The sequence below is a fragment of the Micromonospora sp. BS32 genome (genome assembly GCF_059089345.1).
The window spans coordinates 58,056-84,240 of record NZ_JBSSHR010000019.1 but is presented as its reverse complement, the minus strand read 5'-3'; the positions used below and the strand labels follow the sequence as shown (position 1 = coordinate 84,240).

The following is a 26,185-nucleotide window of genomic DNA, read 5'->3' as shown; positions in this document are numbered from 1 at the left end:
CAGGGCATCCGTTCAGTTGGCCGATCTGCCGGTGCAGGTCGCCTGCCATTCACCCGCGTCGGTCACCGGCGTGCGGCCGGTCACCGTGGTCGAGCAGCGGATGGTCCCACCGTCCGTGAGGTTGGCGGCGATGACCATGACCCGTCCCAGGTCGTCGGTGCGGATCCGCTGCCGCCAGGGCAGGCGTACCCCCTCCTGGCGGATGAACTCGCCGTTCGCGTCGTACCACTGCAGGTTGGCCCCGCCCGGGCCGGTCACCTCGTAGGTCACCGCGTACCTGCCCCGGCTGGAGGACGGGGAGGCGGCGGGACTCGCCGGCTGGCTGGGAGTCGGCGGGGTCCAGGCGGGCACCGGGTCCTCGCCCTCCTCCTCGTAGTAGTACGGGTCGTCGGCGTCGTAGGAGGTGTCGTCGTCGACGGCCGGGCCGGGCAGGTGCCGCCCGACCAGCGCGCCGCCCACCCCGAGGCAGCCGCAGAAGGCGAGGGCGAGCGCGGCGACCACCGCGACGACGATGCCCACCACCCGGCCACTGTTCCTCGACGAGCCGCCGGCCGGCGGGTACCCGGGGTGCGGGTATCCGTAGGCGGGCGGCTGGCCGTACCCGATGGGCAGGCCGGCCGGGGCGGCGGGTGGCTGGCCGTACCCGATCGGCATGCCGGGCGGGGCGGCGGGACGCGGGCCGGCCGGCGCCGGGTGCGGCACAGGCCATGGGCCCGGGGTCGTGGGCATCCCGCCGCCGGCGTGCGTCGGGGCGCCCGGCGGCGAGGCCGACCACGAGTCGGGAGCCATCCAGGGCTGCGGTGCGGCGAGCGGATCCGGCGGGGTCCAGGCGTGGGGCGAGCCGGGCGGCGGCGCCGTCGGGTCCGCGGGCGGGGCCGGGGAGGGCTCGGGGCTCGGCGCGGTGGCGGCGGGCTCGGGGGTCGACGGGCCGGGGGAGGACGGCTCGGCGGGCGGTGAGGTATCGGACATGTCTGCTCCGGGAGGGGTGTGATGACGGACCGTCCCAGGGACGTGCCGGATCCGCCGAGAGAGTGTCGTACCGGACGCGGGGGCCGCAACCCCGTTCGGCGGGGACGATGGGCCGGAGCGCCGGGCCGTTTGTCCGACTGCCGCCGGTGACCGACCGATCGCTCAGATTCAGTGCTTGTTTGCCGGACTTCCGAGCACGCGAGATGAGCGAAGCTGGGTTAGGCTGCCAACCATGTGTGGAATCGTGGGTTACGCCGGCGCACGCCCGGCACTCGGCATCGTGCTCGACGGACTGCGGCGGCTGGAGTACCGCGGCTACGACTCGGCCGGCGTGGCCATCGTCTGCGACGACGAGCTGCTGACCGAGAAGAAGGCCGGCAAGCTGGCCAATCTGGAGAAGGTGCTCTCCGAGCGCGCCGCCAGCAACCCGGCCGACTGCGCCGCCAGCCCGATCGGCATCGGCGACGGCACCACCGGCATCGGCCACACCCGCTGGGCCACCCACGGCGGTCCGACCGACCGCAACGCCCACCCGCACCTGGCCCCCGACGGCCGGGTCGCCGTGATCCACAACGGCATCATCGAGAACTTCGCCAAGCTCCGCGCCGAGCTGGAGGACGACGGCGTCCAGTTCGTCAGCGACACCGACACCGAGTGCGCCGCCCACCTGCTCTCCCACGCGCTCGCCGAACTGCGCGCGGCCGGCGAGGCCGACAGCCCGCAGCTGCTCGCCTCCGCCATGCGGGTGGTCTGCCGGCGGCTCGAGGGCGCGTTCACCCTGCTCGCCGTCGACGCCGGCATCCCCGGCGCGGTGGTCGGCGCCCGGCGCAACTCGCCGCTGGTGGTCGGCCGGGGCGAGGGGGAGAACTACCTGGCCAGCGACGTGGCCGCGTTCATCGAGCACACCCGGGAGGCGGTCGAGCTCGGCCAGGACCAGATCGTGCTGATCACCGGCGAGAGCATCGAGATCACCGACTTCGACGGCCAGCCCGCCGCCGGCAAGGACTTCCACATCGACTGGGACGTATCGGCCGCCGAGAAGGGCGGCTACGACTACTTCATGCTCAAGGAGATCGCGGAGCAGCCGCAGGCGATCGCCGACACGCTGCTCGGCCGGCTCACCGAAACCGGTGAGATCGCCCTCGACGAGGTCCGCCTCAGCGACCAGGACCTGCGCGACGTCGACAAGATTTTCATCGTCGCCTGCGGCACCTCCTACCACGCCGGGTTGGTCGCCAAGTACGCCATCGAGCACTGGACCCGCATCCCCTGCGAGGTCGAGCTGGCCAGCGAGTTCCGCTACCGCGACCCGGTCCTCGACCGGTCCACGCTGATCGTGGTGATCTCGCAGTCCGGCGAGACCATGGACACCCTGATGGCCCTGCGCCACGCCAAGGAGCAGAAGGCCCGCGTGCTGGCCATCTGCAACACGAACGGCTCGACCATCCCGCGCGAGTCGGACGCCGTGCTCTACACCCACGGTGGTCCGGAGATCGCCGTGGCCTCCACCAAGGCGTTCCTCACCCAGCTGGTGGCCTGCTACCTGATCGGCCTGCACCTGGCCCAGGTCCGGGGCATCAAGTTCGCCGACGAGGTCGGCGCGGTGGTGGCCCAGCTCCAGGAGATGCCGGGCAAGCTCCGCCAGCTGCTGGACCGGATCGAGCCGGTCCGCGAGCTGGCCCGGGAGCTGAAGTCCGAGCCGACCGTGCTCTTCATCGGCCGGCACGTCGGCTACCCGGTGGCCCTGGAGGGCGCGCTGAAGCTCAAGGAACTGGCGTACATGCACGCCGAGGGCTTCGCGGCCGGCGAGCTCAAGCACGGCCCGATCTCGCTCATCGACAAGGGCACCCCGGTGATCTGCGTGGTGCCGTCGCCGGTCGGCCGCGGCATGCTGCACGACAAGGTCGTCTCCAACATTCAGGAGGTCCGCGCCCGGGGCGCCCGGACCATCGTGATCGCGGAGGAGGGCGACGAGGCGGTCGTCCGCTACGCCGACCACCTGATCTACGTGCCGCGGACGCCGACGCTGCTGGCCCCGCTGGTGACCACGGTGCCGCTGCAGGTGCTCGCCGCCGAGATCGCCGCGGCTCGCGGGCACGACGTCGACCAGCCGCGCAACCTGGCGAAGTCGGTCACCGTCGAGTAATCGCGCCGGACGCACACCGGGCCCCGCCCGCCGTACCCACGGCCGGCGGGGCCCGGCCGTCTCCCGGCGTCATCGGCCCAGCACGATCCGGGCCATCCCGTCGAGCGCCGGATTGTCGGGGTCCCAGTAGCCGGTGTGGCCGTACCGGCCGCTGGGAAAGGTGCGACCGCCGAAGCCCGGGTCGCTGGGATCGTGGCCGAACCACAGCTCGTGCCCGGACGGGGCGAGCAGGGAGACCGCGGTGGCCAACGGGGAGGTGGCGAGGGCCGCCCGGCCGGCCAGCTCGGCGGGCGGCCGGACCAGCCGGATCACGTCGTCCGGCGCGGTGCTCGCCCAGACCCGCTCCGGCGGCAGGCGCAGCGCCTCGGCGCGCTCCACCCCGACGCCGGGCGAGCCCACCAAGACCAGGGCGTCCGCGTCGAGCCCGTGGTCCCGGGCGGCGGCGCCCACCACCACCGAGCCATAGCTGTGCCCGAGCACGGTCTGCCGGGCCGGCGCCCCCTCGTGAGCGGCGCGCAACCCCTCCTGGAAGCGGTGCAACGCCGGGCCGGCCTCCCGGGCCTGGGCCGGCCAGGCGGCCTCGTGTACGAAGTCGGGCGCGTCGTAGTCCAGCCAGAGCACCGCCGCGGCCTCCGTGCCCGGGGCGAGCGCGGCGCACCGCCCGAGCACCCGCCCGGCCCGGCCCAGCTCGCCCGGGGCGTCGGCGAGGTCACTGGTCATTCCGGGCACGTAGGTCAGCACCTGGCCGGCCCGGTCCGGGTTGCCCAGCGCCACCACCGCCCGCCCGTCGCCGGCCGGGTCGACCTTGAGCAGGTACGCCCGGGGCGGCCCGGCCGCCGCCAGCCGCTCGGCCAGCGCGTCGACGCCGGCCAGGCTCCGGTCCAGCCGGGCCAGCCCGGCCTGCTCGACCGGCCCGCGCGGGAACCGGCCCGCCAGCCGCCGCCGCTGGGCGAGCAGCACCTCCCTGCGGGCGGCCAGGGTCAGCCGGTTGGCCTGGTCCCGCGCGGCGGCCGGGAGCCCGTCGAGGCGCCCGACCAGCCGGGGCTCGTGCGCCACCAGCCACCGCCGCTGCGCCGGGGTGAACCCCGCCCACCAGGCCGCGATCTCGGCGGCCGGGGCACCCGGCGCGGGCCGACCCGGCGGCGGTGGTGCGGTCCAGCCCGCACGGGCCGCGCCGGACAGCTCGTCCAACCGCGCCGCCGCCTCCCGGTCGGCCGCGTCGGCCAGCGCCAGCGCGTCGCGCAGCGCGGCGGCCACCTGCGCCACCGCCGCCTGACCGCCAACGCCAACCGGACCCACGCCAACCGGACCCACGCCGGCGCCCGGAACGGCCCCCGCCTCCGGTCCGCGCCACACCGGCGGCTGAACCGCCGGCAGGGGGCCCGGCCGCACCCTGCCGTCCCGGTCGATCAGCACCCCGGTCCGCTCGGCCAGCGCCACCGCATCGGCCAGCCGCCCCTTCGCCGCCCGCAGCCGGACAGCGAACTCGGCGAGCACCTGATCCGCCTCGACCAGGGCCGGCAGCACCCCGGTCAGCTCGCCCCGGAGCGTGTCGAGCCGCCCGTCGGCCGCCGCGGCGGCCCCGCCCGACCAGCTTGCGCGCAGGGTGGTCGCCCCGCCCCGCAGTGCCGCGCGCCGCCCGGTGACCGGAGCGGTCAGCCCGCGCCAGGCCGCGCCGGCGTCGCTCCACCCGGCGGGGGCGGCGCCCCACAGCCGCGCGTAGCCGGTCACCGGGGCAGGCCGGCGAGCCGACCGGCCGCCCGGTCGTCCACCGCCTCGTATTCGTCGGCGGCGGCGCGCAGGGCGCCAGCGGTCTCCGCCACCCGGGCGCCGAGCGCACCCAGCCACGCGTGCGCCGCCGACTCCCAGCGGACCAGGGCGGCGCCGGCCCGCCACTGCGGCGCCGCCACCACCAGCCCCGGCACGTCGGCGAGGCCGTGCGCCAGCCCGTACGCCTCGGCGGCGAGCCCGCCCGCCACCTGGCGCAGCACCTCCGGGTCCACCCGCACCCGCTCCTCGGTCATGCCCGCGCCCCCTCCGCCCCGTGACCCGACCCGGCCGACGCTAGGCGGCCCACCGGGCGTCCGGTCGGCCCTGTGGACGGCGGGCGGTGGTCGTACCCTCCGGTTTTCCACAGGCGTTGCCCACCGCGTCCCCGGTGGCTAATCTGCCGCCCGGCCCGCCGGTAGGGTGGGTTGGTGATCGTCGCGGTCGGTATCGACGTCGTGCTGGTGGAGCGGTTCGCCCGGGCCCTGGCCCGGACGCCGCTGCTCGCCGACCGGCTCTTCACCGAGTCGGAGCGGTACACCCGCTCCGGCAACCCGCGCTCGCCGGAGTCCCTCGCGGCCCGGTTCGCGGCCAAGGAGGCGGTGGCCAAGGCGCTCGGCGCGCCGGCCGGGTTGAGCTGGCACGACTGCGAGGTCGTGCCCGACCCGGACGGGCGCCCCTGGCTCACGGTCTCCGGCACGGTCGCCGCCGCGGCCACCGAGCGCGGGGTCAACCGCTGGCATCTCTCGCTGTCCCACGACGGCGGGATCGCCTCGGCGATGGTGGTGGCGGAACGATGATCTCACCGGGCGGGCCGGCCGGTCCGCCCGTACGGGTGACGGATGGGACTCGGGTGGCATGAAACCGGTGTGGCGGGTCGCGGACGTACGCGCGGCGGAGGCCGGCCTGATGGCCACCCTTCCGCCCGGAACGCTGATGAAGCGGGCCGCCGCCGGGCTGGCCCGGCGCTGCGCGCTGCTGCTCGCCGACCGGGGCGGGGTGTACGGCGCCCGGGTGCTGCTGCTGGTGGGCACCGGCGACAACGGCGGTGACGCCCTCTACGCCGGCGCCCTGCTGGCCGGCCGGGGGGCCGCCGTGTCGGCGCTGCCGCTCACTCCGGGCCGGGCGCACGCCGAGGGGCTGGCGGCGCTGCGGGCCGCCGGGGGGCGGCTGGTCGACGCGCCGCCGGCCACGGTCGACCTGGTGCTCGACGGCATCGTCGGGATCGGTGGCACGGGTGGGCTGCGGGAGGCCGCCGACCGGCTCGCCGATCGGCTGCCCGAGCTGTCCGGCCGCAATGGCGACCGGGCGACCGTGGTGGCGGTGGACGTGCCGAGCGGGGTGGCGGTGGACACCGGCGGGGTGCCGCTGTCCGCGTCGGGCCGGCCCGTCGCGGTCCGCGCCGACGTGACGGTGGCCTTCGGGGCGTTGAAGCCGGGGCTGGTGTTCGGCCCGGCCGCCCCGCTGGCCGGGCACATCGAGTTGGTCGACATCGGGCTCGGCCCGTGGCTGCGCGGCACCCCGGCGTTGCGGGTGACCGAGTGGTCGGACGTGGTCGAGTGGTGGCCGAAACTGGGTCCGGCCTCGGAGAAGTACAGCCGGGGCGTGGTCGGGGTGGCCACCGGTTCGGCGACCTACCCGGGCGCGGCGGTGCTCTCGGTGGGCGGCGCGCTCGCCGGCCCGACCGGCCTGGTCCGGTACGCCGGGAGCGCCCGCGAGGAGGTCGTCCGGCGCCACCCCTCGGTGATCGCCACCGGCCGGGTCGCCGACGCGGGCCGGGTGCAGGCCTGGGTCTGCGGCTCGGGGCTGGGCACCGGCGAGGACGCCGCCGCCGAGCTGCGCGCGGTGCTCGCCGCCCCGGTCCCGGTGGTGCTGGACGCGGACGCGCTGACCCTGCTGGTGGACGGTTCGCTCGCCGACCGGCTGCGCGGTCGGGACGCGCCGATCGTGGTCACCCCGCACGACCGGGAGTTCAGCCGGCTCTGCGGGGAGGAGCCGGGCGGTGACCGGGTCTCCGCGGTGCTGCGGCTGGCCGCCTGGATGAACGCGACGGTGCTGCTCAAGGGGGACCGGACGATCATCGGCACGCCGGATGGCCGGGCGTACGTGAACCCGACCGGCAGCCCCGCGCTGGCCACCGGGGGCACCGGGGACGTGCTGGCCGGGCTGCTCGGTTCGCTGCTGGCCACCGGGCTGGCCCCGGAGCGGGCGGCGGCGACCGCGGCGTACCTGCACGGCCTGGCCGGGCGGGAGGCGGCCCGGCTCGGCCCGGTGACCGCGCCGGACGTGGCGGCCGCGCTGCGCCCGGTGATCGCGCCGCTGGTCGACTGAGACCCGGACCGCCCTGGGGTGATCACCGGGGCAAGTAGGCTGGGTTCATGTGGCAGGCCGAGGTGCGCGTCGATCTCGACGCGATCCGTGACAACGTGGCCCGGCTCCGGGCGGGCACCAGCGCCGAGCTGATGGCGGTGGTGAAGGGCGACGGGTACGGCCACGGCATGGTCCCGTCGGCCAACGCCGCGCTGGACGCCGGGGCGGACTGGCTCGGGGTGTGCACGCTCGACGAGGCGCTGACCCTGCGCCGGGCGGGGATCACCGCGCCGGTGCTGGCCTGGCTGCTGTCGCCGGGGCTGCCGCTGCACGAGGGGGTCGCGGCGGGGGTCGACCTGGCCGCCGCCAGCCTGCCCCAGCTGGACGAGATGATCGAGGCGAGCCGGCGTGCGGACCGCCCGGCCCAGCTCCACCTCAAGATCGACACCGGGTTGTCGCGCGGTGGCGCCACCGTCGCCGACTGGCCGAACCTGCTGGAGGCCGCCGCGAAGGCCCAGGCCGAGGGGCTGGTCGAGGTGGTCGGCGTGTGGAGCCACTTCGTGTACGCGGACCTGCCCGGTCACCCCACCACGGACCGCCAGCTCGCGATCTTCCACGAGGGGCTGGCCATGGTCGAGCGGGCCGGGCTGCGCCCGCGGCACCGGCACCTGGCCAACTCCGCGGCCACGCTGACCCGCCCGGACACCCACTTCGACCTGGTCCGGCCGGGGATCGCGATCTACGGTCTCTCCCCGGTGGCCGGTGACACCTTCGGGCTGCGCCCGGCGATGACCGCCCGGGCCCGGGTGATGCTCGCCAAGCGGGTCCCGGAGGGCACCGGCGTCTCCTACGGCCACACGTACACCACCGAGCGGGAGGCGAACCTGGCCGTGGTGCCGCTCGGCTACGCCGACGGGGTGCCCCGGCACGCCTCCAACGTCGGCCCGGTGCGGCTGGCCGGCAAGCGGCGCACCATCTCCGGCCGGGTCTGCATGGACCAGTTCGTGCTGGACTGCGGCGACGACCCGGTGGCCGCCGGCGACGTGGCCACCCTCTTCGGCAGCGGCGCGGACGGCGAGCCCACCGCCGACGACTGGGCGGACGCGGTCGGCACCATCAACTACGAGATCGTCACCCGGTTCGGCAGCAGCCGGGTGCCCCGGGTCTATGACGGAGACCGGCCGTGAGCCCGTCGCCCCGGTTCCGGATTCCCCGGCCGCGGACCGCGGTGGGCCGGGCCGCCGGCGTGGTCGGGGCTGCGGTCGGCGTAGCCGCCGCGGGGCTCGCCGCGGGCGTGGTGAGCGAGCGCGTCCTGGTCCGCCGGCTCAAGAGCGACCCCGCCGACCGGTACGCGGACGAGGTCTTCGGCGCGCAGCGGTACGACGAGTCGTTCCGGCTGGAGATGCCGGACGGCACCGACATCCACGTCGAGGTGGTGGAGCCGACCCGGCCGGTGCCGGGGCACCCGACCGTGGTGCTGGTGCACGGCTTCTGCCTGGACATGGGGACCTTCCACTTCCAGCGCAAGATGCTCGCCGAGCGCGGCGACTACCGGGTCGTCGCGTACGACCAGCCGGGGCACGGCCGGTCGGGGCGGTTGGAGACCGGCGACTACGACCTGGCCGCGCTGGGCCGTACCCTGCGCCGGGTCATCGACCGGACCGCCCCGGAGGGGCCGCTGGTGCTGGTCGGCCACTCGATGGGCGGGATGACCATCATGGCCTTCGCCGAGCTCTACCCGGAGATGTTCGGCGACCGGGTGGTCGGCACCGTGCTGATGGCCACCTCGGGCGGTCTGCTCGCCGAGACGAAGCTGGTCGCCCCGGCGATGCTCGGGCGGGTGGGCGCGCCGGTGCTCTACATGATGAGCAACGCCACCCGGTACGGCGGCACGGTGATCGACAAGGCCCGCCGGTCGACGTCCAACGTGGCCTGGCTGCTCACCCGCAAGTACGGCTTCGGCACCCCGAAGCCGAGCCCGGCGCTGGTGTCCTACGTGGAGCAGATGAACTCCCGCACCTCCGCCGACACGGTCACCCGCTACCTGCGTACCCTCGCCACCCACTCCCGCTTCCCGGCGCTGGCCGCGCTGAGCGGCACGCCGGTGCTGGTGGTGGTCGGCGACAAGGACATGATCACCCCGGTGAACCACTCGGAGGAGATCGTGCGTCGGCTGCCGCACGCCGACTACCTCAAGATCAATGACAGCGGGCACGTGGTGATGCTGGAGCATGCCGACGAGGTCAACGCCGCGCTGGAGCAGTTCCTGGAGGCGCTGTGAGCGTGACCGTCTCCCTGCCGACGGTGGCGGACACGCAGGCGTTCGGGCGGCGGCTGGCCGGGGTGCTGCGCGCCGGCGACCTGCTGCTGCTCACCGGCCCGCTGGGCGCCGGCAAGACCGCGCTCACCCAGGGCGTCGGCGCCGGGCTGGGGGTGCTCGGCGACATCACCTCGCCGACCTTCGTGATCGCCCGGGTGCACCGGCCGGATCCGGCCCGGGGCGGCTCGGTGGCGCTGGTGCACGCCGACGCGTACCGGCTGGGGGACGCGGGCGACCCGCGCGCCGAGATCGACGACCTCGACCTCGACGCCTCGGTGGACGACTCGGTGACCGTGGTCGAGTGGGGCGAGGGGCTGGTGGAGCAGCTGGTCGACGCGCACCTGCGGGTGCGGATCGACCGGCGCGACGACGACACCCGGGTGGTCACGTTGGAACCGGTCGGCGGCGACTGGGCGCGGCGCCTGGAAGCCCTGCGCTGAGCGCTGTCGTACCCGCTGCCTAGAGTGCCGGGACCGACTGCGAAAGGTTGCCGATGCCCGACGACGCCCCCGCCCTCGACCTGCTGGCGCTGCTGCCGGAGGCCTGGCGTGCCGCGCTGACCCCGCACCTCGACCCGGCCCGCACCGTGGCGCTGGCTGAGTTCGTCGCCCGGGAGTACGCCACCCAGACGGTCTTCCCGCCGGTGGAGGATCTCTTCTCCGCCTACCGGCTGTGCGGGCCGGAGCAGTGCCGGGTGCTGATCCTGGGGCAGGACCCGTACCACCGGGCGGGGCAGGCGCACGGGTTGAGCTTCAGCGTCCGCGAGGGGGTGACGGTGCCACCGTCGCTGCGCAACGTCTTCAAGGAGCTGGGCGAGGACCTGGGCGTGCCGAAGCCGCGCAGCGGCAACCTCGACGGCTGGGCGGCGCAGGGGGTGCTGCTGCTCAACTCGGTGCTCACCGTCCGGCAGGCCACCCCCGGCTCGCACGCCAACCGGGGTTGGGAGGAGTTCACCGACGCCACCATCCGCGCCCTCGACGCGTCGGAGCAGCGGGTGGTCTTCCTGCTCTGGGGCGGGTACGCCCGCAAGAAGGCGGCCCTGGTCACCAACGCCCGGCACGTGGTGCTGGAGGCGGGGCACCCCAGCCCGATGAACCCGCGCGGCTTCCTCGGCAGCCGGCCGTTCAGCGCGGCCAACAAGGCGCTCGCCGACGCCGGCCTGCCCACCGTCGACTGGGAGCGCTCAGCCGGCTGACCCGCCGCTCAGCCGGCTGAGCCGGCGGACCCGGCCGACCGGGTGCCGGCGTCGCCGGCCTGCCGCTGGCGGTGCCGGCGCAGCAGGTCGGCGGCGCGCGGGTCGGTCAGCTCCACCGTGACCAGCGGCACCACCCGGTAGCTCCGCCCGTCGTGCCGCACCTCGATCGCCTCGGGCAGCTCGTCGCACAGCTGCGCGCGGACCTCGCCGTACCGGGTCTGCCAGCGGTGCTCCCCGGGCTCCTCCGGTTCCAGGCGCAGGCCGCCGAACTCACCCCACCGGGCGTTCCAGCGTTGGCCGTAGGCGGCGTCCAGCCAGGTGGTGAAGCGGGCCGAGTCGGACCACCGGACCGCGATCTCCACCCCGTCCGCCGGCACCGGCGCGCCCTGCAACACCGCGGCGGTCCCGCCGGCGAGCACGTGCGGCAGGTCGCCGAGCCGGTCGAGCACCCGGTCCAGCCCGAGTTCGTCGATCCGTTCGGCGAGCGGCCGGGCGGCCAGCTCGTCCATCCGGGCGTCCAGGTGGGCGTCGAGCGGCTCGACCGTGACGGCGAGTTGCAGGCCGAGGGCCGCGAAGACCCGTTCGACCAGCGGGATGCTCGGCATCCGGTCGCCGCGTTCGATCCGGGCCACGCCGCCCTGGCTCATCCCCGCCAGGGTGGCCAGCGCCTGCTGGGTCAGCCCCCGGGCCTCCCGCTCAAGGCGCAACGTGCCGGCGATCCGGGCGGCCAGGCGACTCTCCGTCATCACCACAGGATGACTTTCCGCGGAGAGCGGTATGCCTCTCCGTCATATTTGTGACGCTCAGTCATACCGCTCGTTGCGAAATCGTCCGCCACGGCCGTCACGCTGGGTGATGTCGGTGCGGTGCGGTACGCCGCCACCTTCCCGCTCGACCGGCCCGTTCCGCCCCGCGTCCGCCGGGTGCGCCCGTCGACCGGAGGAGCGGTGCGGCCGGCGTGCGGGCGGTGACCCGGGGTGACGGGCGGGCGGCTAGGCTGGCATACCGTGCTCGTACTGGTGGTGGACTCCTCGACCCCCGCGGTGACCGCGGCGCTCGTGGCCGTTTCGGCGGACGGCGTCACGCTGCGGGCGCACCGCTGCACGGTCGACGCCCGGGCCCACGGCGAACTGCTCGCCCCGCAGGTCGACGCGGTGCTCGCCGACGCCGAAGCCCGGCCGCGCGACCTCGCCGCGATCGTCGCCGGCCTCGGTCCCGGCCCGTTCACCGGGCTCCGGGTCGGGCTGGTCACCGCCGCCACCATGGGGCAGGTTCTCGGCATCCCCACGTACGGTGTCTGCTCGCTCGACGGCATCGGCCACCCCGTGGCGGCCGGCGAGCCGGTCCTGGCCGCCAGCGATGCCCGCCGCCGGGAGCTCTACTGGGCCGTCTACGACGGCGCCGGCCAGCGGATCGCCGGGCCGAACGTGGACGCCCCCGCGGTCGTCGCGGAACGCGCCCGCGACCTGGCCGTCACCGTCGCGGTCGGTGACGGCGCCCACCGGTACGCCGACCAGCTCGGGCTGCCGCTGCGCGCCGAACCCCGCTACCCGGACGCCGCCGCGCTGGCCGGCCTGGCGGCCGAGCGGATCCGGGCGGGCGCGCCGAGCGAACCGCTCACCCCGCTCTACCTGCGCCGCCCGGACGCCGTGGCGGCGACCGCCCACAAGTCGGTCCTGCCGTGAGTGGGCCGGTACGACTCGACCGGTTCCGCTGGTGGCACATCGACGAGGTGCTGCCCATCGAGGCGGACCTCTTCGGCGCCGAGCAGTGGTCCCCGGCGATGTTCTGGAACGAGCTGGCCAGCGGGCACTGGTACCGGGTGGCGCTCGACGCCGACGGCACGCTGCTCGGCTACGCCGGGCTGACCGTCCAGCCGGACGAGGCGTGGGTGCAGAACATCGCCGTCCGCCGGGACGCCCAGCGGCGCGGCATCGGCCGGGCCCTGCTGGAGGACCTGCTCGCCGAGGCGGACCGGCGCGGCGCTCACAGCGTGCTGCTGGAGGTGGCCGCGGACAACGCGCCCGCCCAGCGCCTCTACGCCGGGTACGGCTTCGAGCCGGTCGGCGTGCGTCGCGGCTACTACCAACCGAGCAACACCGACGCGCTGGTCATGCGGCGCGACGCGGAACCGACCGGGAACGGGAACGGACCATGGCTGACGAACCACTGATCCTCGGCATCGAGACCTCCTGCGACGAGACCGGCGTCGGCATCGTGCGCGGGCACACCCTGCTCGCCGACGCGCTCGCCTCCAGCGTCGAGCAGCACGCCCGGTTCGGCGGCGTGGTCCCCGAGGTGGCCAGCCGGGCCCATCTGGAGGCCATCGTGCCGACCATGGAGCGGGCGCTGAAGGAGGCCGGGGTGACGCTCGCCGACATCGACGCGATCGCGGTCACCTCCGGCCCGGGCCTGGCCGGCGCGCTGCTGGTCGGGGTGGCCGCGGCCAAGGGCTACGCGCTCGCCGCCGAGAAGCCGGTGTACGGGGTGAACCACCTCGCCGCGCACGTCGCCGTGGACACCCTGGAACACGGGCCGCTGCCCGAGCCAGCGATCGCCATGCTGGTCTCCGGCGGGCACTCCTCGCTGCTGCTCGTGGACGACCTGGCCCGCGGGGTCACCCCGCTCGGCGCGACCATCGACGACGCGGCCGGCGAGGCGTTCGACAAGGTCGCCCGGCTGCTCGGGCTGCCCTTCCCCGGCGGGCCGTACATCGACCGGGAGGCCCGGGCGGGCGACCCGGCGGCGATCGGCTTCCCGCGCGGCCTCACCGCCGCCAAGGACCTCGCGGCCCACCGGTACGACTTCTCCTTCTCCGGCCTGAAGACGGCCGTCGCCCGCTGGGTGGAGGCCCGGCAGCGGGCCGGCGAGCCGGTGCCGGTGGCCGACGTGGCGGCCTCGTTCCAGGAGGCCGTCTGCGACGTGCTCACCGGCAAGGCCCTGGCCGCCTGCCGGGCGAACGGGGTCGAGACGCTGGTCATCGGCGGGGGAGTGGCGGCCAACTCGCGGCTGCGGGCGATGGCCGAGCAGCGGGCGGAGAAGTACGGCATCCGGGTGCGGGTGCCGCGGCCCGGGCTCTGCACCGACAACGGGGCGATGGTCGCGGCGCTCGGGTCGCACCTGGTCGCCGCCGGGGTGGCGCCGAGCCGGCTGGACCTGCCCGCCGACTCGGCGATGCCGGTGACCACGGTCAGCGTGTGAGGGTGTGGAAGGGATGGCCGGCGTGATCGTCCGGATGTGGGAGGCCCGCGCGGAGCCGTACGGGTTCGCCGATCTGATCACCTGGGTCTGCGACACCGCGCTGCCCGGGTTCGAGCACGACCCGCTGCACCTGTCCAGCGAGGTCTTCTCCTCCACCGACCACCGGGTGGTGGTGATCTCCAAGTGGCGGAGCAACCCACGGTCGCTGCCGGAACCGCCCGCCATGCTGGTCGCCCGGCCGCCGCACGCCTGGGACTTCGCCCAGGTCGACCGCTGACCCGACGGCGGGCGGGCAGGAGCGTTCCCGCCGGCCCGCCGCCCGTCGGTCAGCTGCGGCGCAGGATCCGGTACGTGGCGATGCCGCCGGTGCCCAGCGCCAGCAGGAAGACCGCCCAGACCACGGTGGTGCTGACCGCCGGGGCGGGCCCGGTGGCGCCGGCCCGGGCGGCGGCGATCAGCGAGTCGCTCTGCGCGGGAGGCATGGCGGCCGGCGGCAGCTGCTGCCAGCGGACCAGCCCGGTGCTCTCCAGCATCGCCATGTGGTCGTTGACGAACTTGTTCGCCTGATCGGCGAGCTTGCGGACCGTGGCGTCGCGGGTGCTGGCCCGGACCGCGCCGATAACCGGGTAGATCTTTCCGTGCGCGACCCGCAACCGGGTCACGAAGATCTGGTCGAACTGGGCCCCGGTGGCGTTCTGCATCTCGGTCAGCCACCCCTTCTGCTCGGTGGTGGGGTCCGTCGGCAGGGTCGCGTTCAGCCTGTTGGCGGCGTCGACCACCAGCTGGTCCAGCACGCCGTGCTGTCGGGCGATCTCCGCGCCGATCTCCCGTACCCGGGGGCTCTGGCCCTTTCCGGCGGCCATCTGCCCGGCCGGCATCTCCCAGAGCCCGGCGAGTCGTACGCCGTTGAGCAGGGTCATGTCGGCGGCGTTCATCTGGTTGGCCGGGGCGGCGACGGCGACGCCGGGCAGGACGACCAGCCCGGCCAGCATCGTGAGGATCAGCACCGCCATTCGACGGGTCCGGTGCCCTGGCCGACGACGTGCGAATTCCAGCGCTGCCATGCTGCGTTGCCTCCTCGGTCCGGGCCGTACGCGGGTCGCCGGGCAGCGCACCCACCGGCTGCCCGTCCGTCCACTGGTACGGATTACCGACCCGATCAGTTCAGTCGGCGCCTCAGCCCACGTCGAGGGGATCGGCGAGGAGCCGTTCGAAGGCCAGTTCGGCCGCGCCGACCAGCGGCGCGTCCGTGCCGAGCTTGGGGGTGCGCAGCCGGACGTGCTCCAGGCAGGCGGGCAGCCCCATCGAGTTGAGCCGGCTGCGCACCTGCGCGGCGGAGGCCAGGTAGAGGTCGCGCATGGTGCCGCCGAAGATGACCAGCTCCGGGTTGAAGATGTTGACCAGGTTGGCCACGCCGAAGCCGAGCCAGTCGCCGGCCTGGCGTACCGCCCGCTGGGCCCGGGCGTCGCCGCGGTCGGCCGCGTCGAAGAGGGCCAGCAGCGCGTCCCGACCGCGGGCATCGGAGCGGCCGGCGGCCCGGAGCAGGCCGTGCTCGCCGATCTCGGTCTCCCAGCAGCCCCGGGAGCCGCACTCGCAGCGGGTCCCGTCGCGGACGACGACCATGTGCCCGACCTCGCCGCCGTACCCGCCGTGCCCGGTCAGCCGGCGTCCGCCGGCGATGATGCCGGCGCCGACGCCGACGTCCCCGTACAGGTAGATGACGTTGTCGCAGCCGGCGGCGACGCCCCGGGCGTGCTCGGCGAAGGCCGCCACGTCGGCCACGTTGCCGACCGTGACGGGCACGTCGAGGCCGAGTTCGGCGGCGAGCGCCGCGCCGATCGGCTCGTCCACCCAGCCGGTGGTCGGGCCGAGCCGGACCAGCCCGTCGGCCTTGCGGACCATGCCGCAGACCGCCACGCCGGCGCCGACGCAGAGCGCCCCGGCCGGGACGCTCTGGTGCATCTCCTTGAGCGCGCCGGCGAGCAGCGGCGCGGTCTCCCCGGCGTCCAGGCCGCGCGGTCGTTCCAGGTCCCGGCGGTCGAGCACCGCACCGCCGAGACCGACCCGCGCGGCCCGCAGCCGGTCCACCTCGATGGAGTACGCGTACGCGTAGACCCGCTCCGACTCGGGGTGGACGACCAGCGACGGTCGGCCGGCCCGGCCGGTCTCCTTCGGCGTCCCCTCGCTGACCAGGCCGACGCCGGCCAGGTCGGCGGTGAGCGCGCCGATGGTGCTGCGGTTCAGCCCGAGCGTGGTGGTGAGTTCCGCGCGGGAGGTGGCCCCGTGGACGTGCACGTACCGCAGCAACGCACCGAGGTTCTGCCGCCGGATCTCCTCCTGGCTCGGTCCCGCCCGCATCACTGCTGGCACCCCGTGGTCAACGCGTGCCGGTGGCGGCGGAGCGACGACGCGACAGCGCGTCGATGCCCGCGGCCGACAGCAGCACGAGGCCGGTGAAGGTGTACTTGAGTCCGGAGCTGAGGTCCAGCAGGCCCATGCCATTGATGATGACAGCCACCACCGCGCCGCCCAGCACCGCGTGGATCATCCGTCCCTTGCCGCCGAAGAGGCTGGTGCCGCCGATGACGGCGGCGCCGACCGCGTAGAGCAGGACGTTGCTGCCGCCGGTGTTCGGGTCGACCGACCGGTCCTTGCTGGCGGCGATGATGCCGCCGACGGCCGCCATGCCGGAGCAGATCACGAAGGCGGAGATCTTCAACCGGTCCACGTTGATCCCGGCGCGGCGGGCAGCCTCGGCGTTGCCGCCCACCGCGTAGAGGTGCCGGCCGTACGCGGTGCGGTTGAGCACGAAGGTCCAGAAGACCAGCAGCACCCCGATGAGCGGCACGACGACCGGCATCCCCTTGGTGGAGCTGATCAGCGTGTTGATGCTGCGCTCCTGGTTGAGCACGTAGACGGCGGAGCCGAGCAGCAGGGCCAGCCCGGCGACCCGGGCGGCGACCACGGCGATCGGGTCGGTGACCAGGCCGCGGGTGGCCCGGTTGCGGTGGCTGAGGAACTGCACGGTGCCGTACCCGCCGACTGCGACGGCGGCCAGCAGCCACCCGACGGTGGGCGGCACGTAGTTGTTCTCGATCGCGATGATCACCTGGTCGCTGATCGAGATGTTGGTCCCCTCCTTCATCAGCAGCAGCACGGCCCCCTGGAAGGCGAGGAAGCCGGCCAGGGTGACCACGAAGGACGGAATGCCGACCTTGGCCACCAGGAAGCCGATGGTGAGCCCGATCAGCGCCCCGGTGGCGAGTGCGGCGAGGACCGCCACGTACCAGGGGTAGCCGAGCACGCTGAGCACGTTGGCCAGGATGGCGGCGCAGACGCCGCTGGCGAAACCGGCGGAGAGGTCGATCTCGCCGATCAGCAGCACGAAGATCAGACCCATCGCGATCACGGTGACCGCGGCGCCCTGGGTGAACAGGTTGGCGAAGTTGGCCGCGGAGAGGAAGACCGGCCGGACGATCGCGAAGGTCACGCAGAGCGCGCTGAGGCCGATCACGGCGGGCAGGGAGCCGAGGTCGCCGCCGCGTACCCGGGCGACGTAGTTGCGGACGTGGTCGCCGACGGTCGGGGCCGGGGTGCCGGCCGGCGCGGCCGGCCGGCGCACGATGGTGGTGGTCATCGGAGTGCTCCTCGGATCGAGTCGGCCAGCTCGCCGCCGTCGCCCGGGTCGTTCCCGGCGGCCTCGGCCCGGAGGCCGAGGTCGCCGGAGCGGCCGGCGGTGATCAGCTCGACCACCTGCGAGTGGGTGATGTCGGTGGTCCTCACCTGGGCGACCAGCTGGCCGAGGTAGAGCGCGGCGATCCGGTCCGAGATGGCGAAGACGTCGTTCATGTTGTGCGAGATGAGCACCACGGCCAGGCCGTTGTCGGCCAGCCGGCGGACGAGTTCGAGGACCTGGGCGGTCTGCGCGAGGCCGAGCGCCGCGGTGGGCTCGTCGAGGATGACCAGCCGGCTGTTCCAGAGCACCGCCTTGGCGATGGCGACGGTCTGGCGCTGGCCGCCGGAGAGGCTGGAGACGTGCTGGCGCAGGGTGACGGTACGGACGCCGAGCCCGGCGAGGGTCTCGGTGGCCATCTGCTCCATGGTGGGTTCGTCGAGCACGATGCCGCTGCGCTTCTCCCGCCCGAGGAACATGTTCTGCACGATGTCGAGGTTGTCGCAGAGGGCGAGGTCCTGGTAGACCACCTCGATGCCAAGGCCGGCGGCGTCCCGGGGGCTGTTGATGTTGACCGGGCGGCCCTCGAAGAGGAACTCGCCGGCGTCGGTGGGGTGGATACCGCTGATGCACTTGACCAGGGTGGACTTGCCGGCGCCGTTGTCGCCCACCAGCGCGGTCACCTCGCCGGGGTGGACGGAGAGGGCGACGTCGCGCAGGACCTGGACGGGACCGAAGCTCTTGTCGATCCCGCGTAGTTCCAGCAGGGGGGTCGCGGGCACTGGGTTCTCCTTCTGGTGTCGCCGAGCGGGTGGGGCGGGTACGGGTCAGCGGATGCCGGCGTCGGCGCAGAGCCTGGCGTACTCCCCGCCGCAGACCTCGTCCCTGGTGACGTAGCCGTCGGCGATGACCTGGGCGACGTCGGCCTTGTAGATGGCCCGGGGGGTGAGCAGGATGGCGTCCACGTCGCGGCCGCTCTCCGGGTCCCGGACGGTCTGGCCGGTCTCCCGGCGCTCGCCGTTGGCCAGCGCGATGGCCAGGTCGGAGGCGGCCTTCGCCTCCTCCTTGATCGCCTTGTAGACGGTCATGCACTGGTCCCCGGCGAGGATGTTCCGCAGACCCTGCGGGGTGGCGTCCTGGCCGGTCACCGGGATCTTGCCGTTGAGCTTGTTCTTCTTCAGCACGGAGATGGCCGCGTTGCCCAGGCCGTCGTTGGCCGCGAGGACGCCGTCGATCCGGCCGGCGGTCTTGGTGAGCATCTGCTCGAAGATGACTCCGGCCTGGGCGTTGTCCCAGTCCGGGACCGACTGGGCCGGGCCCCTGCGGTACTCCCCGGCGTCGAACTTGGGCTTGAGCACCGAGTCGTAGCCGTTCTTGAACAGGGTGGCGTTGTTGTCGGTCGGCGAGCCGTTGAGGTAGGCCACGACCGGCTTGGTGGCGCCCTTCTCGGCCAGGCACTTGCTCAGGCCCTCGCCCTGGAGCTTTCCGACGGCCTCGTTGTCGAAGCTGACGTAGTACTCGGCGGAGCCGCTGAGGGTGAGCCGGTCGTAGTCGATGGTGGCGACTCCCTGGGACCGCGCCTTCTCCAGCACCGCCTTGCCGGTACCCGAGTCGAGATTGACGATCATCAAAACGGTGGCGCCATTCGTGATCATCTGTTCGGCGATGTTGGAGAACTGCGACTTGTCGCCCTGCGCGTTCTGGATGTCGGAGGCCACCCCGGCGGCGTCGAATGCCTGCTTGAGGAACTTGCGGTCCGCGCCCTCCCAGCGGGCGGAGGACTTGCTGTCGGGCAGGATCACACCGATCTTCGCCTTCTTGCCGTTACCGGCCTGGGCGCCGGTCGACTGGTCGGCGCAGCCGGTCGCGCTGGAGGCCAGCAGCCCGACCGCGGCGAAGGTGAGGAGGCCCTTGCGCATCTACACGGGTCCTTTCCGGGGGTGGTGGGGGGTGGTGGTGGGGGAGGTCGCGCGCGTTTGTTGTGAGCGGCAACGTATGGCGGGTCCCGTCGTCGCCGCAAGACTCGGGGGTTCCAACTTAGGGGGACTGCGGTAACAATCCCGTAACGCGGGGAAGTCCGGCGAAATCGCCGGACAATGGCGGCCGAAATTGTCGCCGGTACGGCATTCCGCCGCACCCGCTCGGCGAATTCTCAGTGGGCGGCGAGCGGCGCGGTGGTGGCGTCGGTCAGCGCGATCAGATCGGCCGGGGCCAGTTCCACCTGGAGGCCCCGACGGCCGGCCGAGACGTAGACGCTCTCGTACGCCAGCGCCGACGAGTCCAGCACCGTGGGCAGCCGCTTGCGCTGGCCGAGCGGGCTGATCCCACCCCGGACGTAACCGGTGGCCCGTTCGGCGGCCGCCCGGTCGGCCAGGGCGGCCCGCTTGCCGCCCAGCGCCGCCGCCAGCGCCTTGAGGTCCAGCTCGCCGGTGACCGGGACGACCGCCATCGTCAACCCGCCGTCGACCTCGGTGACCAGCGACTTGAAGACCCGCTCCGGCGGCACCCCGAGCGCCTCGGCGACCAGCGCGCCGTAGTTCGGCGCGTCGGGGGAGACGTCGTACGGGTGGGTGCGGTGCCGGATCTTCCGCTTCGTCAGCAGCGCCGTCGCCGGAGTGCCCTGTCCCGCCATGCCGGTCACGCTAACCCGCCCGGTGGGCTCAGGTCGCGACGGGCCGGCAGAGGAGCACCGTCGGCGCTCCGGCGACCCGGGTCAGCACCAGGCTCGCCGCCGCGTCGCCGGCCAGCCGCAGGTCCCGGCGCAGCTTCTCCGGCTCCAGCGCCGAGCCGCGCTTGAGGATCTCCACCCGGCCGACCCGGCGCTCCCGCAGCAGCGCGCGCAGCCGCTTCAGCGAGAACGGCAGCGTGTCGGTCACCTCCAGACAGCGGGCGAACGGGGTGCCGGTCGGGGTGTCCGCGTACAGGTAGGCGATGCTCGGGTCGGCCAGCGTCGCGTCGAGCGTGTCGGCCAGCTCGGCGACCAGGTGCGCGCGTACCACCGCGCCGTCCGGGTCGTACAGGTAGCGCCGGACCGGGCCGACGGCCGCCTCGGCCGCGCCCACGCCGGTCAGCACGTGTTCGGCCTCGCCGCGCAGCACGGTCGCCCGGCGGGGGACCTCGGCCAGCCGGCCGCACCACAGGGCCGCCTCGACCAGGTCGCCGTCCGCGCTGACCCACTCCGCCTCGGCGCCCGCCGGGACCAGCGCGTGGTCGATACCCGGGGCCACCTTCACCACGGTGTACGGCACCCGCTCGGCCAGGCCGGTGACGAAGTCCCAGGGCGGGGAGTAGGCGTTCGGGTCGAAGATCCGCCGTCCGGTGCCGGCCCTGCGGCGGGCCGGGTCGCAGAAGACGCCGTCGACCCGGGTCACGTCGAACGCCGTGGCGTCGCCGCACTCCACCGTGAACAGCTCGGCCAGCCCCGCCGCCTCGGCGTTCGCGGCGGCCATCGCGGCGGTCAGCGGGTCGGCCTCCACGCCGTACACCCGGATGCCGGCGCGGGCCGCGGCGAGCGCGTCCGCGCCGAGGCCGCAACCCAGGTCGGCGAGGGTGCGCACCCCGGCGGCGCGCAACCGGCCGGCGCGCCGGTCGGCGACGACCCGGCGGGTGGCCTGCTCCAGCCCGGCGCGGGTGAGGAACATCCCGGCCGCCGCCGGCCCGAACTTGCCGGCCGCCCGGCGGCGCAGCTCGGCCTGGGTGAGGGCGGCGGCGGCCAGCCCGGCCGGCACCCCGGCCGACCGCAGCGCGGCGGCCGAGGTCAGCGGGTCGCCGCCGGCCAGCCCGGTCGCCGCGGCGAGCGCGGCCGACCCCTCGGGGGTACGCAGCGCGGCCAGCTGGTCGGGTTCCACGCCCGCCATTCTCCCCGGCGGGCGCGACGCGCCGGGCGGCGGGCTGGCACTCTCCTTGACGGAGTGCTAGCCGAGGAATAACCTGCGATTAGCACTCTCACCCTGAGGGTGCCAGCTCCCGGGTCACTCGGCACGGGCGCTGAACGCCAGGCGGACCGGCACCCGCGACGACGGCCCCGCCCGGTGGCATGTGGCAGATTGACGCTGGTCGGCTCCGGTCGACCGGTAACGAAACCAGTACCCCGGGAGGGTATGCCCGTGACTACCGCGACCAAGGTTGCGATCAAGCCGCTCGAGGACCGGATCGTGGTCCAGGCGAACGAGGCTGAGACCACCACGGCGTCGGGCATCGTGATCCCCGACACCGCCAAGGAGAAGCCGCAGGAGGGCACCGTCCTCGCTGTCGGCCCGGGCCGGATCGACGACAACGGCAACCGCGTGCCGCTCGACGTCAAGGTCGGCGACACCGTTCTCTACTCGAAGTACGGCGGCACCGAGGTCAAGTACGCCGGCGAGGAGTACCTGGTGCTCTCCGCCCGCGACGTCCTCGCGGTCATCGAGAAGTAAGCAACCGATCAGTGTCGTTGCCCCGGTCCGGCTCGCCGGGCCGGGGCAACGTCGCTTCGAAGGGACATTCATGGCGAAGATCCTGAGCTTCTCGGACGACGCCCGGCACCTGCTGGAGCACGGTGTCAACGCCCTCGCGGACACGGTCAAGGTCACCCTCGGCCCGCGCGGGCGCAACGTCGTCCTGGACAAGAAATTCGGTGCGCCCACGATCACCAACGATGGCGTGACCATCGCCAAGGAGATCGAGCTCACCAACCCGTACGAGAACCTCGGCGCGCAGCTGGTCAAGGAGGTGGCGACCAAGACCAACGACGTCGCCGGCGACGGGACCACCACCGCGACCGTGCTGGCCCAGGCGATGGTCCGCGAGGGCCTGCGCAACGTGACCGCCGGGGCGAGCCCGTCCGGTCTCAAGCGGGGCATCGACGCGGCGGCCGCCAAGGTCTCCGAGGCGCTGCTCGACCGGGCCGTCGCGGTCTCCGACAAGGAGTCCGTCGCGCACGTCGCGACGATCTCCGCGCAGGACGCCACGATCGGCGAGCTGATCGCCGAGGCGATGGAGCGGGTCGGCCGCGACGGTGTCATCACCGTCGAGGAGGGGTCCGCGCTCACCACCGAGCTGGAGGTGACCGAGGGTCTCCAGTTCGACAAGGGCTTCATCTCGCCGAACTTCGTCACCGACGTGGAGTCGCAGGAGTCGGTCCTGGAGGACCCGTACATCCTGATCACCACGCAGAAGATCTCGGCGATCGAGGAGCTGCTGCCGCTGCTGGAGAAGGTCCTCCAGAACAGCAAGCCGCTGCTGATCATCGCCGAGGACGTCGACGGCCAGGCGCTGTCGACCCTGGTGGTCAACTCGATCCGCAAGACCCTGAAGGTCTGCGCGGTCAAGGCCCCTGGCTTCGGCGACCGGCGCAAGGCGATGCTGCAGGACATGGCGATCCTGACCGGCGCCGAGCTGGTCGCCCCGGAGCTGGGCTACAAGCTCGACCAGGTCGGCCTGGAGGTGCTCGGCACCGCCCGGCGCGTCGTGGTCGACAAGGAGAACACCACCGTCGTCGACGGTGGCGGCCAGTCCTCCGAGGTCGCCGACCGGGTCGCGCAGATCCGCAAGGAGATCGAGGCCTCGGACTCCGAGTGGGACCGGGAGAAGCTGGCCGAGCGGCTGGCGAAGCTCTCCGGCGGCATCGCGGTCATCAAGGTGGGCGCGGCGACCGAGGTCGAGATGAAGGAGCGCAAGCACCGCATCGAGGACGCGATCGCCGCCACCAAGGCCGCCGTCGAGGAGGGCACGGTGCCCGGTGGTGGCGCCGCGCTGGTCCAGATCCTGCCGGCGCTCGACGACGACCTGGGCCTGACCGGCGACGAGAAGACCGGTGTCTCGATCGTCCGCAAGGCGCTGGTCGAGCCGCTGCGCTGGATCGCCCAGAACGCCGGCCACGACGGTTACGTGGTGGTGCAGAAGGTCGCCGGCAAGGAGTGGGGCAACGGCCTCGACGCCGCCCGCGGCGAGTACGTGGACCTGGTCAAGTCCGGCATCATCGACCCGGTGAAGGTGACCCGTAACGCGGTCACCAACGCCGCGTCGATCGCCGGCCTGCTGCTCACCACCGAGAGCCTGGTGGTGGAGAAGCCGGAGCAGGCCGAGCCGGCCGCCGCCGGTGGGCACGGCCACGGTCACGGCCACCAGCACGGCCCGGGTTTCTGACCCACGCCGTACGCCAGGTCAGGGCGCACCGTCGAGTGACGGTGCGCCCTGATGCGTTCGCCAGGCGATTACGGAACGCTGACGTCGTTGGCGATCGGCCCGGTTGATCGACAAGACTGGGCGGATGAGCAGCACGCCGCGCCGCCTCGCCGCGCTCGCCGGGATCACCGCCGCCGCCGTGGCGGTCGGCGTCGCCGAGCCGGTGGCCGTCCTCACCGGGCCCCGTTCCGCGCCGCTGATCGCGGTCGGCGGGCTGGTGGTCGACGTGGTCCCCGGGCCGCTCAAGCAGTTCGCCATCGCGGTCTTCGGCACGTACGACAAGATCGCCCTGCTGGTCGGCACGGCGCTGCTGCTGGCGGGGTTCGCCGCGCTGCTCGGGGTGCTGGCCGTCCGCCGGCTCTGGATCGGGCTGGCCGGCGTCGCGGCCTTCGGCGTCCTCGGGGCGGCCGCCGCGCTGACCCGTGCCGGCGCGAACGCCGCCGACGCGCTCCCGTCGCTGGTCGGGGCGGCGCTGGGCGGCCTGGTGCTCTGGGCCTTCCTGGCCGGCCCGTTGCAGGTCGACCCGTGGCCCTGGCGCCCGCCCACCCCGCTGTCGTACACGCCCGCCGATCCTCCGCCCGCGCCGCCGGCCCGGCCGGACGGGTGGGAGCCGCCGGAGAGCACCGACCCGGAGTCGCGGCGGCGCTTCCTGCGCGGGGTGGGCGTGCTCGCCGGCGCGGCCACGGTGGCCGGGCTGGGCGGGCACTGGCTGGCCGGGCGGCGGGGCGTCTCGGCGGCGCGGCAGGCGGTCGCGCTGCCCACCCCGTCGATCCCCGCTCCGCCGGTGCCGGCCGGCGCGGATCTCTCCCTCGCCCAGCTCGCGCCCTACACCACGCCGAACACGGGCTTCTACCGGATCGACACCGCGCTGGTGGTGCCGCAGGTGGACCCGGAGACCTGGCGGCTGCGCATCCACGGCCGGGTGCGCAACCCGATCGAGCTGAGCTTCGCCGACCTGCTGGCCCGCCCGATGGTCGAGCGGTACGTCACCCTGGCCTGCGTCTCCAACGAGGTGGGCGGCGACCTGATCGGCAACGCCCGCTGGCTGGGCGTACCGATCAAGGAGCTGCTCGACGAGGCCGAGCCGGAGGAGGGCGCGGACCAGGTGGTCGGGCGCTCGGTCGACGGCTGGACCTGCGGCACCCCCACCGCGACGCTGCGGGACGGCCGGGACGCGCTGCTGGCGGTGGGGATGAACGGCGAGCCGCTGCCGGTGGAGCACGGCTTCCCGGTCCGGATGGTGGTCCCCGGCCTGTACGGCTACGTGTCGGCCTGCAAGTGGGTCACCGAGCTGGAGCTGACCAGCTTCGCCGACTTCGACGCGTACTGGGTGCCGCGCGGCTGGGCGGCGCAGGGGCCGGTGAAGACCCAGTCCCGGATCGACACGCCCCGGTCGCGCAACCGGCTGACCGCCGGGACGGTGCCGGTCGCCGGGGTGGCCTGGGCGCAGCACCGGGGGATCAGCCGGGTCGAGGTACGCGTCGACGGCGGCCCCTGGCAGAAGGCGACCCTAGCCCCGACGGTGTCGGTGGACACCTGGGTGCAGTGGTCCTGGCGGTGGCCGGCCACCGCGGGCGAGCACACCCTCCAGGTGCGGGCGACGGACGCCGACGGGCAGACCCAGACCGGCGAGCGCCGGCCGGTGGAGCCGGACGGGGCCACCGGCTGGCACACCGTGAAGGTGACCGTCCGCTGACCCGGCACGCGCCCGGGGCACGGATGTCGCCGACGTCCATCGTCGCGCAGGCCGGGGTGTGTTGCCGCCGGTTGCGCGGCGCACGAACACCGTCCGCACACGACGACGCCGCGCCCCCGGTCGGGGACGCGGCGTCGACGAGGTCTGTGCGGGTCGGTTCAGGCGATCTTGCGCTGGGCCGGCACGGCCGACTTGTGCGGGCTGCCGAGGCGGGCCTCCAGCCGGGCGATGTCGACCCGGGTCTGCCGGCGGTCGGCGAGGTCCTCCCAGCCCAGGGCGAGCAGCCGGAGCCGCTCGGACTCGCTGAGGCCACCCCAGACGCCGTACGGCTCGCGCACCGACAGGGCGTGGGCGGCGCACTCGGCGCGTACCGGGCAGGCCCGGCAGACGGCCTTGGCGCCGGACTCCCGGCGCAGCCGGGACGAGCCGCGCTCGCCGTCCGGGTGGAAGAACTGGGCGCTGTCGCGACCCCGGCAGGCGCCGAGGCGCTGCCAGTCCCAGAGGTCGACGATGGGTCCGGGCAGTCTGCGTACGTTCGACATCAGCACCCCTCCTCCCGCGCGGCACCGCGGAGATCCTCGTTTCACCGGCGTCCGTCGGCGGTCCGCGTGGGCGCACCGTGTCCGGCCTGGACCCTCGGTACCCGGGCTTTCCCGGACTCACACTTCTGTGATCGAAAACCTCGACAACTCGCGGCATATGCCCCAGATGTCGGAAAAGTTCGGAGGATTGCCCGGAACCTC

Annotated in this window: 26 protein-coding genes; 14 read left to right on the top strand and 12 right to left on the bottom strand. The window is 74.2% G+C overall.

Annotated features, from left to right (window positions below; genetic code table 11):
- Window positions 1-12: 12 nt before the first annotated feature.
- A complete protein-coding gene (locus tag AC5RWQ_RS24225) occupies window positions 13-969 on the bottom strand; it encodes an MmpS family transport accessory protein (RefSeq protein ID WP_494284954.1) in 957 nt (318 codons plus the stop codon).
- Window positions 970-1,201: 232 nt separating this feature from the next.
- On the opposite strand from AC5RWQ_RS24225, the gene glmS reads away from it, so the two are divergent.
- Window positions 1,202-3,115, top strand: coding sequence for a glutamine--fructose-6-phosphate transaminase (isomerizing) (glmS, locus tag AC5RWQ_RS24220; RefSeq protein ID WP_494284953.1), 1,914 nt, complete (start codon window positions 1,202-1,204; stop codon window positions 3,113-3,115).
- A 69-nt stretch (window positions 3,116-3,184) separates the two neighbouring features.
- Here the strand turns inward: glmS and AC5RWQ_RS24215 are convergent, their stop codons facing one another.
- On the bottom strand, window positions 3,185-4,846 hold the full coding sequence (locus AC5RWQ_RS24215; protein WP_494284952.1) for an alpha/beta hydrolase: 1,662 nt from the start codon (window positions 4,844-4,846) through the stop codon (window positions 3,185-3,187).
- Window positions 4,843-5,139: a hypothetical protein gene (locus AC5RWQ_RS24210; protein ID WP_494284951.1), complete on the bottom strand. Its 297-nt coding sequence runs from the start codon at window positions 5,137-5,139 to the stop codon at window positions 4,843-4,845. Before AC5RWQ_RS24210 ends, AC5RWQ_RS24215 begins: the two co-directional genes overlap by 4 nt.
- A gap of 174 nt (window positions 5,140-5,313) precedes the next feature.
- Between AC5RWQ_RS24210 and AC5RWQ_RS24205 the strand changes: the two genes are divergently transcribed.
- Genes AC5RWQ_RS24205 through ung form a run of 6 tightly spaced genes read left to right on the top strand, consistent with a single transcriptional unit; the run spans window position 5,314 to window position 10,707 of the window.
- Entirely contained in the window at window positions 5,314-5,682 is a 369-nt protein-coding gene (locus AC5RWQ_RS24205; protein WP_494284950.1) for a holo-ACP synthase, read from the top strand.
- Window positions 5,683-5,740: 58 nt separating this feature from the next.
- Window positions 5,741-7,213 carry an NAD(P)H-hydrate dehydratase gene (locus AC5RWQ_RS24200; RefSeq protein WP_494284949.1) on the top strand — a complete coding sequence of 491 codons (1,473 nt, stop codon included), beginning with the start codon at window positions 5,741-5,743 and terminating at the stop codon, window positions 7,211-7,213.
- A gap of 47 nt (window positions 7,214-7,260) precedes the next feature.
- Window positions 7,261-8,379 (top strand): alanine racemase, encoded by a 1,119-nt coding sequence (gene alr, locus AC5RWQ_RS24195; RefSeq protein WP_494284948.1) that lies wholly within the window; start codon window positions 7,261-7,263, stop codon window positions 8,377-8,379.
- A complete protein-coding gene (locus tag AC5RWQ_RS24190; protein WP_494284947.1) occupies window positions 8,376-9,473 on the top strand; it encodes an alpha/beta fold hydrolase in 1,098 nt (365 codons plus the stop codon). The genes alr and AC5RWQ_RS24190 overlap by 4 nt, the downstream gene beginning before the upstream one ends.
- The gene (tsaE, locus tag AC5RWQ_RS24185) at window positions 9,470-9,952 is read left to right on the top strand and encodes a tRNA (adenosine(37)-N6)-threonylcarbamoyltransferase complex ATPase subunit type 1 TsaE (RefSeq protein ID WP_494284946.1); all 483 of its coding nucleotides are present in this window, start codon (window positions 9,470-9,472) and stop codon (window positions 9,950-9,952) included. Before AC5RWQ_RS24190 ends, tsaE begins: the two co-directional genes overlap by 4 nt.
- Before the next feature lie 53 nt (window positions 9,953-10,005).
- Complete coding sequence (gene ung / locus AC5RWQ_RS24180) at window positions 10,006-10,707, top strand: uracil-DNA glycosylase (RefSeq protein WP_494284945.1); 702 nt, start codon at window positions 10,006-10,008, stop codon at window positions 10,705-10,707.
- A gap of 8 nt (window positions 10,708-10,715) precedes the next feature.
- On the opposite strand, the gene AC5RWQ_RS24175 is transcribed toward ung, so the two are convergent.
- The gene (locus AC5RWQ_RS24175) at window positions 10,716-11,453 is read right to left on the bottom strand and encodes a helix-turn-helix domain-containing protein (protein ID WP_494284944.1); all 738 of its coding nucleotides are present in this window, start codon (window positions 11,451-11,453) and stop codon (window positions 10,716-10,718) included.
- Between the two features lie 261 nt (window positions 11,454-11,714).
- Here AC5RWQ_RS24175 and tsaB point away from each other — a divergent pair, with 261 nt between their 5' ends.
- The 4 genes from tsaB to AC5RWQ_RS24155 are packed head-to-tail and all read left to right on the top strand — an operon-like array spanning window position 11,715 to window position 14,185.
- Entirely contained in the window at window positions 11,715-12,392 is a 678-nt protein-coding gene (gene tsaB / locus AC5RWQ_RS24170) for a tRNA (adenosine(37)-N6)-threonylcarbamoyltransferase complex dimerization subunit type 1 TsaB (protein WP_494284943.1), read from the top strand.
- Window positions 12,389-12,880 (top strand): ribosomal protein S18-alanine N-acetyltransferase, encoded by a 492-nt coding sequence (rimI, locus tag AC5RWQ_RS24165; protein ID WP_494284942.1) that lies wholly within the window; start codon window positions 12,389-12,391, stop codon window positions 12,878-12,880. The genes tsaB and rimI overlap by 4 nt, the downstream gene beginning before the upstream one ends.
- Window positions 12,862-13,908: a tRNA (adenosine(37)-N6)-threonylcarbamoyltransferase complex transferase subunit TsaD gene (tsaD, locus tag AC5RWQ_RS24160; protein ID WP_494284941.1), complete on the top strand. Its 1,047-nt coding sequence runs from the start codon at window positions 12,862-12,864 to the stop codon at window positions 13,906-13,908. The genes rimI and tsaD overlap by 19 nt, the downstream gene beginning before the upstream one ends.
- Before the next feature lie 22 nt (window positions 13,909-13,930).
- Window positions 13,931-14,185 carry a hypothetical protein gene (locus tag AC5RWQ_RS24155; protein WP_494284973.1) on the top strand — a complete coding sequence of 85 codons (255 nt, stop codon included), beginning with the start codon at window positions 13,931-13,933 and terminating at the stop codon, window positions 14,183-14,185.
- A 49-nt stretch (window positions 14,186-14,234) separates the two neighbouring features.
- On the opposite strand, the gene AC5RWQ_RS24150 is transcribed toward AC5RWQ_RS24155, so the two are convergent.
- The 7 genes from AC5RWQ_RS24150 to AC5RWQ_RS24120 form a co-directional block, all read right to left on the bottom strand.
- Window positions 14,235-14,921 (bottom strand): DUF4142 domain-containing protein, encoded by a 687-nt coding sequence (locus tag AC5RWQ_RS24150; protein ID WP_494284940.1) that lies wholly within the window; start codon window positions 14,919-14,921, stop codon window positions 14,235-14,237.
- A gap of 163 nt (window positions 14,922-15,084) precedes the next feature.
- Entirely contained in the window at window positions 15,085-16,266 is a 1,182-nt protein-coding gene (locus tag AC5RWQ_RS24145) for an ROK family protein (protein WP_334494061.1), read from the bottom strand.
- 19 nt (window positions 16,267-16,285) lie between these two features.
- Window positions 16,286-17,545: a sugar ABC transporter permease gene (locus AC5RWQ_RS24140; protein ID WP_494284939.1), complete on the bottom strand. Its 1,260-nt coding sequence runs from the start codon at window positions 17,543-17,545 to the stop codon at window positions 16,286-16,288.
- Entirely contained in the window at window positions 17,542-18,363 is an 822-nt protein-coding gene (locus AC5RWQ_RS24135; protein ID WP_494284938.1) for an ATP-binding cassette domain-containing protein, read from the bottom strand. Before AC5RWQ_RS24135 ends, AC5RWQ_RS24140 begins: the two co-directional genes overlap by 4 nt.
- 45 nt (window positions 18,364-18,408) lie before the next feature.
- Window positions 18,409-19,500, bottom strand: a complete 1,092-nt coding sequence (locus AC5RWQ_RS24130; RefSeq protein ID WP_494284937.1) for a sugar ABC transporter substrate-binding protein — start codon at window positions 19,498-19,500, stop codon at window positions 18,409-18,411.
- Between the two features lie 233 nt (window positions 19,501-19,733).
- Complete coding sequence (gene ybaK / locus AC5RWQ_RS24125) at window positions 19,734-20,213, bottom strand: Cys-tRNA(Pro) deacylase (RefSeq protein WP_494284936.1); 480 nt, start codon at window positions 20,211-20,213, stop codon at window positions 19,734-19,736.
- Window positions 20,214-20,241: 28 nt separating this feature from the next.
- Window positions 20,242-21,429: a THUMP-like domain-containing protein gene (locus AC5RWQ_RS24120; protein WP_494284935.1), complete on the bottom strand. Its 1,188-nt coding sequence runs from the start codon at window positions 21,427-21,429 to the stop codon at window positions 20,242-20,244.
- Window positions 21,430-21,681: 252 nt separating this feature from the next.
- Here AC5RWQ_RS24120 and groES point away from each other — a divergent pair, with 252 nt between their 5' ends.
- The 3 genes from groES (at window position 21,682) to AC5RWQ_RS24105 (ending at window position 25,442) form a co-directional block, all read left to right on the top strand.
- Window positions 21,682-21,996, top strand: coding sequence for a co-chaperone GroES (groES, locus tag AC5RWQ_RS24115; RefSeq protein ID WP_084757526.1), 315 nt, complete (start codon window positions 21,682-21,684; stop codon window positions 21,994-21,996).
- Between the two features lie 70 nt (window positions 21,997-22,066).
- Window positions 22,067-23,707: a chaperonin GroEL gene (gene groL / locus AC5RWQ_RS24110; RefSeq protein ID WP_494284934.1), complete on the top strand. Its 1,641-nt coding sequence runs from the start codon at window positions 22,067-22,069 to the stop codon at window positions 23,705-23,707.
- A 124-nt stretch (window positions 23,708-23,831) separates the two neighbouring features.
- On the top strand, window positions 23,832-25,442 hold the full coding sequence (locus AC5RWQ_RS24105; RefSeq protein WP_494284933.1) for a molybdopterin-dependent oxidoreductase: 1,611 nt from the start codon (window positions 23,832-23,834) through the stop codon (window positions 25,440-25,442).
- Between the two features lie 158 nt (window positions 25,443-25,600).
- Here AC5RWQ_RS24105 and AC5RWQ_RS24100 read toward each other — a convergent pair whose 3' ends face one another.
- The gene (locus AC5RWQ_RS24100; protein ID WP_494284932.1) at window positions 25,601-25,984 is read right to left on the bottom strand and encodes a WhiB family transcriptional regulator; all 384 of its coding nucleotides are present in this window, start codon (window positions 25,982-25,984) and stop codon (window positions 25,601-25,603) included.
- Between the last annotated feature and the right edge of the window lie 201 nt (window positions 25,985-26,185).